We start from the raw sequence: 14,134 nt of genomic DNA, 5'->3' as shown, positions 1-14,134 counted from the left end.
GGATCGCAAGAACCAGATGGGGAGCCCACAGCCATGTACGAGAGCGTCACCCCGGACGCTGCGATCGAGCGGATCGTGGAATGGCACCGGGAGGGTGCCCGCCAGGTCGTCGAGCTGATGGGGACCGCGGGTTCAGGTCGCACCGGAATTCTCGCGCGTGTGGAGGGCGACGAACACACCGAAGCCGTGCGCCTGGACGCCACGGGCCTGGGCGCCCAGGAGTTGGTGGACCGCGTGCGGGCGGAGCTGGGGGCGCGCCCCGCCGGCGAGCAGCGGCCGCTGGTGCTCGTCGCGCAGGGACAGCAGATCGTGCGTGAACGTACGCCGGGCTACCCGGAGGCTGCCCTGCGCCTGCTGGACCGCGAAGTCGCCCAGGCGTTCGGCGTTCTCGTTGTCGTCGAGGTCGACTGGTCCGAGCCGCCGCGCGCGTCCCGGCCGCGACTTGAGGTGGCGGTGCCGGAGCGCGGGCCCGACCCGTCCCGGCCGGCGGAGACCTCGCGGGAGTGGGCCTTGCAGGCGCTCGCGCTGGCGCAGCGGCTGTCCGTGCCGGTGGAGGTGTGGCGGCAGCTGTGCCTGTTCCTCAACCACGAGGATCTCGAACTGCCGTTGGACGCGCCCGAGATCGAGGTCGACGAGGACGGCGAGGTGGGGTTCCGCGAGTCCGGGCGAGCCCAGGAGCTGCGGGCCTCGGTGGACCGCGCGCTGGCTCGTCGGGTGCACGCGGACATGGTGCGCCTGCTGACCGATCACGTGGGGGAGGCCACCCCTATGGGCCTGTACGCGCACATCGCGCTGGCCGGGCACGCAGCGTCCACGGGTCGCTATGGAGAGCTCTTCCACGAGCTGAAGGCGCGGCCCGACCTCCTTGCCCGGCTGTCGTTCAACTCCCTGTCGGGGGCCGACCGGGCGACACGCGATCTTCTGCCCTACGCGGCGGCCGATCCCGCCGTGCGGGGCCGGGTTCCCGCCTGGTCGCGGCCGTCGGTGGCGCGCTGGGCCGACCAGTTGCGGCGCGCCGGCCTGAACTCGTACAACTTCCGTACGTCGGCGTCCTGGCTGCACCTCGTCGCCGTGGCTCAGGGGGACGCGGCCACGGCGCAGGCGATCGCCGAAGCGGTGCCGGAGCGCCCCTGGGCGGTGCGCTGGGCCCACTGGCGTGCGCCGGGGCTCGTCGACGCCCGGCGGATCGTCCCCGGTTCGGTAGACCGCCTGGAAGCCGCTCCGCCCGGCTGGGCGCCGGACGGCCGAACGGCGGTCGTGGCCGTCGACAAGTACGGGGCCTGCTCGCGTACGTGGGTGTTCGACGTGGCCACAGGTGAGGTGCTGGCATCGGCCTGGGGCACCGACATCCCGGAGTGCGGTCGCAGGGAACCGCTGTGGCGGGACGTGTCGGACGGTGTCGGCGATCCGCTGCGGCCCTGGGCGGCGTTCGACCCGTCCGGCGGCCAGCTCCTGATCCAGGACCAACTACGCATCGGTGGCGCCGTGGTCGTCGCCTCGGCAGGTGGGGTCTTCGCCGTCGACGGGCTCGGCGAAACCACGCTGTCCCTCGGCAAGAAGTTCGGGGACGACCCGGGGAGGCACGCCCCCTTCCCGCTGGACCACGCGGTCGTCCAGGAGGGCGGCTCCCCGGTGGTCCCGCTGCCCGGCGACGTCTTCGGCCCCGAACGGGTCGTACACCTCCCCGAGGCACTCCTGCCGGACGACCTGCGCGACGAGGACGCCCGCGCGACCCTCACGTCCGTCGGCCTGCCCACGCTCCGCGCCGCGGAGATCGACCTCGCCCTGCGGCCCGACGCGCCGCTGCCGGGCGTTGCCGGCCGCCCGCAGCTCTACGCCCTGGGCGCCTTCGGTGGCGGCGTCATCGCGCTGCACTGCGTCACCGGCAGGGTCTACCGGCTTCCCGAGCACGACGACTGGGACCCGGCGGAGCTCGCTGACACCGCCCCGCTCGGCGACGACTGGGATCCCGACTGGCACTCCGGCCGGTGGAACGTCGACCGCGACCGCCCGCACGTCATGGCGGAGAACCTCAGCACGTTCGTGCGGCTGGTGACCGCCTGGGCGGTGCTGCGCATGCACCTGCCCATGGCGTACACCAAGGGAGAACTTCTCGCCATGCGGGACGAGATCGACGTGACGCTCGGGAGCATCAGCCGTCACGCGGCGACGAGTTGGTGGACAGAAAACCTTCAAGAGGTGCTGTGAGCGCGCGCCCAAGCGCGGGTGACGCAGTCGACGGCGGTGCCCAGTGGGGTGGGAATGGCACGTGCGGACAGGCAGGTGGAGCGACCGTGACCAGTCTGTCCGTGAGTGACGTGATCGAACGGCTCGTCGGCGGGGACGCGGGCCTCACGGGCGGAGGCGTGAACTGCGTCGTTGACCCGTCCGGCCGGCACGGCGAGCAGGTCCTCCACGCCGTGCGGGAACGGGTGCCCGACAGCGTCCTCGTCGACGTGGCCGGCCGCACCGCGGACGAGGCGCTCGCCAAGGTGCTGGACGCTCTCGGGGCTCGGGTCAAGGCGCCCCGTTCCTGGGCTCGGCAGGTGCCGAAGAAGCCTGCGCGGCTGGTTCTCGTCTCCCACCTGGAACTGGTGGGCCACACCCGCACCAGCGGGGAACCGCAGCGGCTGCTGCGCGCCTTGGGCAGGATCGGCGGCAAGGGCCACGCCGTGGTTGTGGCGTCCCGGGACGCCCGCCTCCCCGGCAGCGGCGACCGCCCGCTCCAGCTGTCGGTGCAGGCCGAGGCGGTGCGCGAAGTGCCCGTAGAAGTACATGCGTTGGCGCAGGCGGAGGCGCGTACGGTGCCGTACAGCGTCTGGCAGGAACTGGTCATGGGCGTGACCGGCCGGTTCGTCGAGGTCGACCACTTGAGCCGGGTGGTTGAGCAGCACGGAGAACTTCTGGCCTCCGAGGACGATGGCCAGGCGGTCTCCTTCCGGGACGAGTCCGTTGTGCGGGAGCTGCGCGGGCAGCTCCCGTCCGAAGACCGGAGACGTACCCATCGTCACCTCTACGGCCGGCTCGCGGAGTTGAGCACGCAGTGGTCGAATCCGGAGGGCCGTGCCGACATCGACCTGCTGGCTCGATACGCCGCGACCGCGCTCGCCGCCCATTGCGCGGTGGCGGACGCCGCCACTGGCAACACGGGCTTCCCTCTGTTCACCGCGTTGCTGAGCGACACCCGACTCATCGTCCACGTCCCGCCAACAGCCTTGCTGGAGGCTGCCGAAGGCGTAGGCATGGAGGAAGCGCCTGCCGGTTCGGTGCTCGCCGATGCGGTGCTGGCCCGGGACTACGCCATCCTGCCGTGCACCCAGCCGACGTGGGTGGCGTGGCTGCACCTGCAGGCGACGACGAGGGGCGATACGCAGCTGGTGGAGGGACTGGAACGCAGCGGTGTCCGATTGCCGTGGCGGGTGCGGTGGTCGCGGTGGCGGCCGCCGGCGGGCCTGCATGTGTCGTATCTCGGCTTCTCCGATGTCTACGACCTGATGGAAATGTGCCTGCACGACCGTCCGGTGTTGGCAGCGCTCGCCCATCAAGGCCGGGAACGCCATGTGACCCTGTACGACCCGCAGAGCGGGGACGTGCTGGCCACCGGTACCTGGGTGCGTAACCAGCCTCCCGAGGAGGCGGTGCCGGGCCTGCGCTGGCCGACCCCGGGGGGCGAGGACGACCGTCCAGAAGTGGACCCGGCGAACCGCTACCTCCTGGAAGCGGGCCCGGTGACCATCGACAACACCGTCGTACTCGGCGGCTGGGGCGGTCTGTTCGGCATCGAGCCCGCGTCACGAACGACGCCCTTCACCGGTCTCAGCCTGCGCCACCGCTCCGAGGCGCTGTGCCCGTCCGTGCTCACCGCCCCGGCGACCGTCCCGGCCCACGGCCCAACGCCTCGCCCCGAGGACCTCGATAAGATCTTCGAGGCCGAATCCGGGACCCTGTACCGGGTGCAGGAGCCGCTACTGCCCGACGGACTCACCGATGCGGCCACCCGCGAGCTCCTCGTCGTACAGGGACTGCCGTCCTTCCGCGACGTACACGGCCTCGGCTTCTACGGCCTGGAACCGGACCACCGCTGGACCGACGTCGCGCAAGGCACGCACACGGGCCCGCTTCCGCCACTCCCGGAACATCTCCTGCGCGAGGTGCCCTGGCCCACCGATGTCCCGTGCGCCGATTACCAGCACGAGCCGATCACCCTCACCGGTCCGTACTACGCCATCGGCCGCTGGATGGGCGACGACGTGGTGATCGACGGCCCGACCGGGCGGATCCTCCACCTGCCCGGCGAGAACCGCGAATACTCCAACAGGGCGGAGACCGTGGGCCGGAACCTGCACGACTTCCTCGCGATGGTCTCCGTCTGGCTGCTCGGCGTCCAGGTGTTCACGGGCTCAGGTGACGAGATCGAGACGCGAGACGTTGCGCGCCGAGTGAAGGACCTGCAGGCCACCATCGATCCGGTCGGCGCGGCGGCAGGGATCTGGGGTGTGGCGTTGATGGATCACTAGGTACGGCCGGGCACGGCCAGGGGTTCAAGAGCGATGGGGAGAAACCGGCAGTCATGCACGAGAGTGTCACAGCGGATGCGGCAGTCGAGCGGATTGTGGACTGGCAGCGGGACAGTGAACTGCACGTCGCCGAGCTGATGGGGTCGGTCGGCTCGGGGCGCAGTGAAATCCTCCGGCGGGTGCAGGACTTGTTGCCTCGGTCCGTATGGATCGACGCCACGGCGCTCACCGCGCAGGAACTGCTGGGGCAGGTGCGTGAAGCGCTGGAGCGCGTGCAGCCGGGCGACGGGCCCGCCGTCGTGCTCATCGCTCAAGGCCAGCAGATGGCTCCGGAAAGCACGTCCGGCTACCCGGAGGCCGTACTGAACCTCCTGAACCGTGAGATCGTCAGGATGACAGGTGCGTTGGTCGTGATCGAAGTGGGCTGGTCCGACCGGCAGTTCGTGTCCCGACCGCGCCTGGAGGTCGAGGCCCCGTGGCGGCAGCCCGATGAGGACCGCTCCCCGGCCGAGCTGCGCGAGTGGGCGCTACAGGCGCTCACCCTGGTGCAGTCGTCCTCGGCTTCCGTCGAGGTGTGGCGCCAACTCTCCAGTCTGCTCAATGGGGGCGATCTTGAGTTGCCCCTGGACGCATCGGAGATCTCGGTCGCCGAGAACGGCAGTGTCTGGTTCGACGATTGGTCGCGTCGAGATGAACTGGCAGGCTTGGTGGATCGCGGCCATGCACGACGTGTCCATGCCGAGATGACGGCGTGGCTGCGGGACCGGATCGACGAGACCGCGAACGGTGTGGGGCGCTACGCCGTCTTCGCGTTGGCCAGGCACGCGGCGCGGGGAGGAAGGTACGGCGAGTCCTTCCATGAACTGAAGGGCGACCCAAGGCTGTTGGCGCGGCTTTCGCCGCACAGTCTTGTCGAGGCCGAAGGGGTGGTGCGTGCCCACCTGGACGCCGTACGGATGGATCCCGCCTTCCGCGACCGCTATGCCGCATGGTCGGCCCCTACGTTGGCCGGCTGCGCGAGCGATCTGGAGGCGGCCGGGCTGCGCACGTTCGAGTTCGATGAGAGGGCGTCGTGGCTGGCCCTGGCGGCGCGGGCGCAGGGTGACGAGGCGACGGCGGAGGCCGTGGCCGAGGCGCACCCGGACCGACCGTGGACGGTGCGCTGGTCGCACTGGCGTCCGCCGGGCGTCATCGACCCGCGGCGGGTGTTCCCCGGCCCGGTGACCGGGCTGGAGCTCGCGCCCGAGGGCTGGGATCCGGAGGGGCGGACGGCTGTCGTCGCGCGGGACGACACTCCGTCGAAGCCGCGCTACTGGGTGTTCGACGCGGCCACGGGTGACGCTCTCGCCGGCCCGTGGACGGGCGCCGTGCCCGCCTACGGAGAGCGTGAGCCGTTGTGGCAGGGCGGGAGTGGCCGCTTGCGGGCGTGGGCCGCATTCGACCCGTTCCCTGCGGAGCCGGGGCTCGTGCGGGACCGGTTGGCGGTGGGAGAGCTGGTCGTGGTGGCGTCGACCGGCGGAATCTTCGCGGCCGAGGCCACGGATCCAGAGCGGTTCACAGACGGGTTCCCGGGCCCGCAGACGGTTGACGAGGATGACGAGTTCGACGCGGACGAGGACTGGGACGGCGACCTGGACGCCGATGAGGACGACCTTCTTGGCCTCGCCATGGCGTCTCCGGACGCGGCCGCGCTCATCGACGTGCATCCCTGCCATGTCGCCCCAGGCCAGACAGACTTCGCGTCGTCCCCGGAGCTGGCGTTCGGTACGCAGTCCATGACCCGCCTCTCCGAGCCGCGGCTCCCCGCGGACCTCAGCGACTCCCACGCCCGCCACACCCTGACCGTGACCGGACTGCCGGTCCTGGCGGCGGCCGAGATCGATCTGGGCGTCGACCTGGAGACCCCGCTACCGCGCGTCCGCGACCTGCCCCTCTACGTTCTGGGCGACTGGAACGGTGGCCCCATCGCCGTGCACGCGACCACCGGCAGGGTCTACCGCCTGCCCCGCAACGGCAACTGGACCGAGACGGACCTCCCCGACGCCGCCCCGCCCGGCGACGACTGGGACCCCGACTGGGACTCGGGGAAGTGGAACGTCGACTACGAGGCCCCCCACCTCATGGCCGAGAACCTGGACGTTTTCGTCCGCCTTGTCACCACCTGGGCGGTCATCCGCGGCCACTTCCCGATGTCGTACACGCACAGCGAACTCTTCGGCCTGCGCAGCGAGTTGGAGGACCGCCTCCGCGATATCAGCCCGCACGCCGCCTACGGCTGGTGGACCGAGGGGCTGCAGGAAGTCATCTGATCAGCGACCACGCCGCATACAGCTGTTGGACCGAGAACCTTCGGAGTCCGTACGAATGGAGCAGCCCTTGTCCCTCGCGATCCTGAACGACCCCACCCCCGCCGCCGTCATCGCCCGGCTCCGCACCCCGTCCCAGGAGTGGGTAGAGGCGTGCACCGGCGACTCGGGGACGTTCTTCCCCGTGATCGACATCGAGAACGGCGGCTACCAGGGGAAGGGTGGCGCGGCCGGCTGGGCCGCCGAGCCTGCCGAGATCTTCGCCGGTCACTACGGCAAGGACGACGTGATCCCCGCGTCCTGCGACTGCGTCGGCGTCTACGGCAGCGAGTACCACCTCATGGAGCTGCCCACCGGCGAGATCTCGGTCTACGACCCCAACGGGTGGGACACCGCCTCCGGCATGGCCTCCGCGCACGAGTTCGCCTCGGTCGCCCACGCGGGCGCCGCCATCGTCAAGGAAATGGACCAGCTCGACGACCTCGACGACGAAGACGTACGCGAGGAGGCCCTGGAAGCCGCCCTCCAAGAGTTCGGCGACTTCGTCGAGGCGCTCCCGCGGGTCCTGGGCGGCGCCTACTTCTGGGAGGCGGCGACGCAGAGTCTCGTCGACCACTACGAGCCGTAGCCCCGGGCGGGCTCGGGATGAGCCGCGTACCGCTGGTCGGTTAGGGTCGCGGGCATGACACGTACGGGTGGAGACGGCACCGGCCTGCAGTGGGAGGCGGACTTCTCGCGGAAGTGGGAGACCGAGCTGCCGCCGGAGGAGCGCGCGCTCGCCGAGGAGCAGACGAGGGTCGCCGAGGCGGCGCGGCGCGAGCGGCTGCGGGGGATCGTGTGCGCGGGCGTCTTCCTCGCGGCGGCCGTCGCGGCACTCGTCGGCCAGGCCGTGGGGAGCGCCGGTGCGGTAGCGGTCGGCGCCAACGCCCTTGGTGTGGTGGGCGGTTGCGGCGCGCTGTGGCTCGCCGTGCGGGGCGCGGGCGGTATGGGTCGTACGGGGCTGTGGCTGATGGTCGGCGCGCTGCTGGTCATCGGAGTGGGCCAGGCGATCTGACCCCCGCCTCGGCCCCGCCCCGCAGGCCCGCCTCTCACGTCACCTTGCTGATGCTGGAGGTCGTGCCGCCCCCGCCCGCCGCGAAGTCGACGTCGTTCTGTTCCTGGCGGATCAGCTGCTCGTTGAAGGACTCGTTCTCGTTGTGGTTCTTGGCCATCGCGCCGAGCGCGCCGCCGATGTTCGTCAGCTCCTGAGCCAGGTGCTTCATCGACTCGAACATGCCGGTCTGCAGACCCTCGTAGGCGATGCCGAACTTCTCGCCGATCTCGTCGTCGCCCCACGGCGGCATGTCCGCCTTGTCGGCGAACGTGGTCAGGCCCTGGACGAAGCCCTCCACCTGGCCCTTCTCGGGCGCGGGGGCCTCGCCGCTGGTGGGGGCGCAGGCGTTCACGGATGCCAGGCCGTTCTGCAGGGCGGCCGCCGCCCTGGCGAACGCGGTCCCGAAGTCCTGGAAGTTCGTGCCTTCGGTGGCCAGGGACGTCGTATCGGTACGGAATCCTTCGCGGGGCATGAGGGTCCTCTCGGGTGTCAGAACGGTCAGAACAGGCCGTGCCACATCTGCTCGACGATCACCGACCACCAGTTGCCGGCGTCGTCGAAGCACGTGGGGTCGAGCTCGAACAGGCGGGCCTGGAGACCGGCGACCGCCGCACCCGCTTCGTACGGGTTCATGCCCGGCATGAGGTCCCGGGTGGTGGCGAGCGTGGCGAGGCAGTGCGCGAAGGCGCCGACCGAGGCGTTCACGTAACGGCCGCTGCCCGAGGCCGGGTTGGCCGCCCATACGCTGCCGGCCTCCTGCTGCACCGTGATCACGTACTGGCCGTCCGTACCGATCCGGGTGTGCGCGGAGAGGATGCCGACGGCGGCGGGGGACAGCTCGGCGCCCAGCTCGCGCAGGTGGGTCGCCGCGTCGACGAACAGGCCGCCGCGCGGCGGGGTGTCGGGCTTGTCGGCGGTGAAGAAGAAGCGGACGTCGGCGGGGAGCCCGGGCCCGGCGAGGGCGGTACGCGCGGACGCAGGGAGCGCGGCCGAAGCGATCAGCTCTTCGCCGTAGGTCTGAACCGGGAGGCTGCCGGGGAGGTCCGTCGGCAGCGGCGTCGCCGAGGCCGGGGCGGCGGGCAGCGGTACGCGGTGCGGGCGTGGCGGCGGCGCCTGACCCGCGAGCTGTGCCATTGACTCCGCCTGCGCGGTGAGCGCGGCGACGCCCTCGGCGCGCTCGGCGGGGTCCGTGCCGTACGGGTGGCTGGACGAGAGCGCGGCGTTCGGGAAACCGGCGGTCAGCGCGTCGACGGTGTAGCCGCCGGGCAGAGAGGAGGGGCTGAGGTCGGTGTGGACCGCCACCACGTTGCCCTCGGGGACGTCGGCGCGACGCAGGTCCGACCATGCCTGGTACTCGACGGGCGGCAGGCCGGGGCCCGAGACGCGGGTCAGGTACGTCTCCTCGCCGGTGCGCTGATCGACGTACGTGAACACGGCGGTGTTGCCGGGGCCGGTGACGGCGGGGGGACCCGCACCGGCCGGTTGTCCGGCTTGCCGTTCGTCCTGGTCGTGCGTGGTCACGGCTGGTCTCCATCGGAATCGGACGGGGCGGTGAACGGTCAAGGAGTGCGTCGAGGCGGCCGACCGCTCGGCACGGCACCCGCAAAGTCTAGTGCCGCCCGGTGACAGTGGGCAGGGCGAGACCTGGCGGCGTCCCGCGTCAGCCCTGCCCAACCTGCCGCCGATAAAGGCTGATCGCCGACTCCGGCGGAAAGTTCGGGACGTACATCGTCGAGCCGTCGGCCTTCGAGACGACCAGGTGGCTGCCTCCGTACGAAGGCGGTTCGGTCGGCGGGAAGGTCGCGTAGACCAGGAAGCCGAGGTCGAACTCCTCGACGTTCAGCGTCGCCGGGGTTCCGTCCGCGCATTGCGGCTGGAACGTCGTCCGGGCGATCGCGAGGGCCTCATCGGCGGTGCGGGGCGGCGTGCTCAACTCTCGTCTCCTTCACGTCGGTTCGGGCAAAAGCGTACGGCGCCGGGGGTCGGTCCACCCGATCCCCGGCGCCGTACGGTACGCGTCACCTAGGCGGTCGCTAGCGCCCTTCTGACGGATCTTGCCGGAGTCGCGGGCTCTGGCACGCACATCTGTGGCGTTGTCGTCGGTTGCCAACGCTCCGCGTTGACGCCCTCCTCCGCCTTGCAGCTGCACCCACCAGAGCCCGCTTGCCTGCACCGATCGCCGACGGCCGACCGCATCCGGCCTGGTCCGTCAGAAGGACCCTAGTTGCTCCGCATCGGCAGCCAAGCCGTCTGCACCAGCTGCGCCCCACCCTTGCGGGTGACGAGCATGCCTCGGCCCGGGGGCAGCCTCTGCGGCTTGAGCGGACCGAAGATCTGGCCCTCGGCCGGGTCGCCGGAGAGGACGAGGCCCGTCGCGCCGAGTTCCTTCATGCGCTGCATGACCGGCTCGAAGGACGAACGTGCCGCACCGGAGGAGCTGCGCGCGATGATGATGCGCAGGCCCAGGTCCCGGGCGAACGGCAGGTACTCGAGCAGCGACTGGAGCGGGTTGCCGGAGCTGGTGGCCACCAGGTCGTAGTCGTCGACGATGATGAACGCGTCCGGCAGGTCGTACCAGGAGCGGTTGCGCAGCTGCTCCGGCGTGACGTCCGGACCCGGCATACGGCGGCCCATGGAACCCGCGAGGCTCGTGACGACCTCCTGGAGCTGCGGTCCCGAAGCGCAGTACTTATAGAGGTGCGACTCGGGCATCTCGCTCAGGTGCGCGCGCCGGTAGTCGCCCACGACGATGAGCGCCTTGTCCGTCGCGTACCGCTCGGAGATCTGCTTGGCGATCATCCGCAGCATCGCCGACTTGCCGGACTCGGACTCTCCGTAGACCACCATCAGCGGGTCGGTCTCGAAGTCGATGAACGACGGCGACAGCGTCGTCTCGTCGACACCGATCGCGACGCCCCGCTCGGGGAAGTCGTTGCCCTTGGGAACCTCGCTGATGTGCAGCTTGGTCGGCAGCATGCGCACTGGCGGGGCCGGCGGGCCCTGCCAGTGTTCGGCGACCGTCGTCACCATGTGCTCGATGGCCTGGCCGAGGCTCTCCACGTCGGAGGAGGCGTCGATCCGGGGCAGTGCGCCGAGCGAGCTGAGCTTGTCGGGGGTCAGGCCGCGGCCGGGCATGCCGAGCGGCACGGCCTCCATCTTCTTGCGGTCGAACTCCGACTCCATCGGGTCGCCGAGCTTGAGCTCCACACGGTTGAGGAGCTGGTCGCGCAGGGCGGGCCGGACCTCGGTGTAGCGGCCGGAGCCGATGATCAGGTGGACGCCGAAACCGAGGCCGCGCGAGGCCAGGTCGAGGATGACCGGGTCGAGCTGCTCGTAGTCGGTCTTGAAGGCGGCCCAGCCGTCGATGACGAGGAAGACGTCGCCCCACCGCTGGTCCGGATACTGCCCGGCCGCGCGGCGCGTCCGGTACGTACCGATCGAGTCGATGTTGTTGGCGCGGAAGAACTCCTCGCGCTCGTTGAGGATGCCGCGGACCTCGGCGACCGTACGGCGCACCTTCTCGGAGTCGAGGCGCGAGGCGGCCCCGCCGACGTGCGGCAGACCCTCCATCGCGAGCATGCCGCCGCCACCGAAGTCCAGGCAGTAGAACTGCACTTCGGACGGGGTGTGGGTGAGCGCGAACGAGGTCATGATCGACCGGATCAGGGTCGACTTGCCGGACTGCGGACCACCGACCACGAGACCGTGACCGGACGAACCGGAGAAGTCCAGGTACTGGATGTCGCGCCGCTGTTCGAACGGCTTGTCCACCAGCGCCATCGGCACGACGAGCTTGCCGAGCGCCGGGTAGTCGGCGGCGTGCAGGCCGCGCTCCGGAGTCGTCGAAAGCGGCGGAAGCAGCGAGTCCACCGACGGGGACTCCTCCAGCGGCGGCAGCCACACCTGGTGTGCGGGCGGGCCCTGGCCGACGATCCGCGCCACGATCACATCGAGCACGGTGTCCGCGAGCGCGTCGTCGACCTGGTCGGGAACGACCTCGGGCTCCGGCTCGTGGATGATCTGCTCGGTGACGGGCGCGGCCGTGAAGAGCACCGGCTGCCGGTGGGTGCGCGAACCGCCGCCACCGCCGCCACCGGCCCGGTAGACGCCACCGACGTACGCCGCCTTGAACTGGATCATCGTCTCGGTGTCGTACTTGAGAATGCCCGAGCCGGGGACGTTCGGCAGGTGGTACGCGTCCGGGACACCGATCGCGGTACGGGACTCGGCGGCCGAGAACGTACGCAGACCGATCCGGTACGAGAGGAAGGTGTCCAGACCGCGGAGCTTGCCCTCCTCCAGGCGCTGCGAGGCGAGCAGCATGTGCACACCCATGGAACGGCCGATGCGGCCGATCTGGATGAACATCTCGATGAAGTCCGGGCGCGCGGTGAGGAGTTCGGAGAACTCGTCGAGCACCATGACGAGGGACGGCAGCGGTTCCAGCGGGGCGCCGGCCGCGCGGGCCTTCTCGTAGTCGGTGATGTTCGCGTAGTTGCCCGCGGACCGGAGCAGCTCCTGGCGGCGCTGGAGCTCACCGGTGATCGAGTCGCGCATGCGGTCGATCAGTGTGAGGTCGTCGGCCAGGTTGGTGATCACGGCGGCGACGTGCGGGAGTTCGGACATGCCCGCGAAGGTCGCGCCGCCCTTGAAGTCCGCGAGGATGAAGTTCAGGGTCTCCGAGGAGTGCGTCACCGTGAGGGCGAGCACGAGGGTGCGGAGCACCTCGGACTTACCGGAACCGGTGGCGCCGACGCACAGGCCGTGCGGGCCCATGCCCTCTTGCGAGGCCTCCTTGATGTCGAGCATGACCGGCTGCCCGTCGCGGTCCACACCGAGCGGCACACGGAGCCGCTCGTGCAGGGTGCGGGGCCGCCAGGTGCGCGCGACATCCACCGAACCGGCGTCGCCGATGCCCATGAGCTCGGTGAAGTCCAGGTTGGCGAGAAGCGGTTCGTCGCCGTCGGCCGACCCGGCGCGCAGCGGCGCGAGCTGGCGCGCGAGCGCCTCGGCCTCGGTGAGCGACAGGGTGTCGCAGGTGCCGCTGTACTGGGTGCCGCCCTGCGATTCGAGCAGCAGGCTGTCCGGCTGGACCTGCACGGAAAGCGATCCGCGCAGCTCCTCCACGACGCCGGGGACCACCTCGACGATGGTCACGCCCTGCAGTCCCTCGGCGCCCGCGATCAGCGAGTCGTCGGGCACGGTGCCGCCGTCCATGACGACGACGAGGTGCGGCTGGTCGACCACCGGCGAACCCTGCGGGTTGAACCGGCCGCGGCCCTCCAGCTCGTCGGCGAGCATCTCCTCGACCTCGCCGAGGTCACCCACGATCACCCGCTGGGAGCCGGCGCCGTCGGTGCCGCTGTGCTGCACGTGCGGCAGCCACTTCGTCCACTCCCACTCGGCCATCGCGCCGGGCGACGCGACGACGACGACCCGCAGGTCCTCGGGCGAGTGCAGGGTGCACAGTTGGGCGATCATCGCCCGGGCGGCCCCGTACGTGGTGTCCGGATCACCGGAGACACTCACGTGGTAGAAGGAGCGCAGCGATACGGCCAACGGCAGTGCGTCCAGCGTGCCGTGGGTCTCCAGGAACGACTTCATCGCGTGCGCGGTGAGCGGTTCCAGCTCGTCGAGAGGCGCGGTCTCCGGCGCCATCAACGGAGTTGCCAGCTGCTGCGGGCCGAGCCCGAGCCGCACCTGCGTGAAGTCCGAGTCGCTGCCGCGCCGTTCCCACACCCGGCGGCCCTCGGCGACCAGCGCCCACAGCTGCTCGGGGTTGGGGTGCAGGAAGTACTGCCCGTCGCGCTGCATGCGCGCGGTGGTCCGCACGTCACGCCGGATCTGGGTCAAGTACTTGAGATAGTCCTGGCGTTCCTGGGCCATCTCGGCCCCGCCGCCCTGCCGGGCCTTGATCAGCTGGGCCACCGCCATGGCCAGGGTGGAGACGATCATGACGCCACCCATGATCTTCATGATCGACTGGCCCGAGGTGAAGAAGAACGCCGAGGACGTGCCCATGCCCAGCATGGGCAGCAGGCTCATCATCAGGTTCTGGTCTTCGGGCCGTGCCAGCTCCGGCGGCGGCTCAAGACGCACCTCGTCCGTCGGTACATCGGGTGGCAACACCCGAGGCGGTCGCTTGACGATGACCACGCTCACCGAAGCACCAGTCCTTAAATCTTCAGTCGTCGATCAGTACAGCGCGCACGGATGTC

Annotated in this window: 9 protein-coding genes; 5 read left to right on the top strand and 4 right to left on the bottom strand. The window is 70.6% G+C overall.

Going from position 1 to position 14,134, the window contains the following annotated elements:
- Positions 1-33 precede the first annotated feature (33 nt).
- The 5 genes from ACFYWS_RS35995 to ACFYWS_RS35975 all read left to right on the top strand — a co-directional run bounded on the left by ACFYWS_RS35995 (position 34) and on the right by ACFYWS_RS35975 (position 7,877).
- Positions 34-2,208 carry an SUKH-4 family immunity protein gene (locus ACFYWS_RS35995; RefSeq protein WP_389283503.1) on the top strand — a complete coding sequence of 725 codons (2,175 nt, stop codon included), beginning with the start codon at positions 34-36 and terminating at the stop codon, positions 2,206-2,208.
- A gap of 86 nt (positions 2,209-2,294) precedes the next feature.
- A complete protein-coding gene (locus ACFYWS_RS35990; protein WP_389283502.1) occupies positions 2,295-4,517 on the top strand; it encodes an SUKH-4 family immunity protein in 2,223 nt (740 codons plus the stop codon).
- Between the two features lie 53 nt (positions 4,518-4,570).
- On the top strand, positions 4,571-6,826 hold the full coding sequence (locus ACFYWS_RS35985) for an SUKH-4 family immunity protein (RefSeq protein ID WP_389283500.1): 2,256 nt from the start codon (positions 4,571-4,573) through the stop codon (positions 6,824-6,826).
- Between the two features lie 55 nt (positions 6,827-6,881).
- Entirely contained in the window at positions 6,882-7,451 is a 570-nt protein-coding gene (locus ACFYWS_RS35980) for a hypothetical protein (RefSeq protein WP_389283499.1), read from the top strand.
- A gap of 54 nt (positions 7,452-7,505) precedes the next feature.
- Positions 7,506-7,877 (top strand): hypothetical protein, encoded by a 372-nt coding sequence (locus ACFYWS_RS35975; RefSeq protein ID WP_389283497.1) that lies wholly within the window; start codon positions 7,506-7,508, stop codon positions 7,875-7,877.
- A 34-nt stretch (positions 7,878-7,911) separates the two neighbouring features.
- Here the strand turns inward: ACFYWS_RS35975 and ACFYWS_RS35970 are convergent, their stop codons facing one another.
- The 4 genes from ACFYWS_RS35970 to eccCa all read right to left on the bottom strand — a co-directional run bounded on the left by ACFYWS_RS35970 (position 7,912) and on the right by eccCa (position 14,078).
- Positions 7,912-8,388: a hypothetical protein gene (locus ACFYWS_RS35970; RefSeq protein WP_389283495.1), complete on the bottom strand. Its 477-nt coding sequence runs from the start codon at positions 8,386-8,388 to the stop codon at positions 7,912-7,914.
- Between the two features lie 26 nt (positions 8,389-8,414).
- On the bottom strand, positions 8,415-9,437 hold the full coding sequence (locus ACFYWS_RS35965; protein WP_389283493.1) for an SUKH-4 family immunity protein: 1,023 nt from the start codon (positions 9,435-9,437) through the stop codon (positions 8,415-8,417).
- Positions 9,438-9,576: 139 nt separating this feature from the next.
- Complete coding sequence (locus ACFYWS_RS35960) at positions 9,577-9,849, bottom strand: hypothetical protein (protein ID WP_389283491.1); 273 nt, start codon at positions 9,847-9,849, stop codon at positions 9,577-9,579.
- 287 nt (positions 9,850-10,136) lie between these two features.
- Complete coding sequence (gene eccCa / locus ACFYWS_RS35955) at positions 10,137-14,078, bottom strand: type VII secretion protein EccCa (RefSeq protein WP_389283489.1); 3,942 nt, start codon at positions 14,076-14,078, stop codon at positions 10,137-10,139.
- Between the last annotated feature and the right edge of the window lie 56 nt (positions 14,079-14,134).

Origin of the sequence: Streptomyces sp. NPDC002795, from assembly GCF_042888725.1 — a bacterium.
Lineage (GTDB): Bacteria > Actinomycetota > Actinomycetes > Streptomycetales > Streptomycetaceae > Streptomyces.
This window is presented reverse-complemented; position numbering and strand designations above follow the sequence as displayed.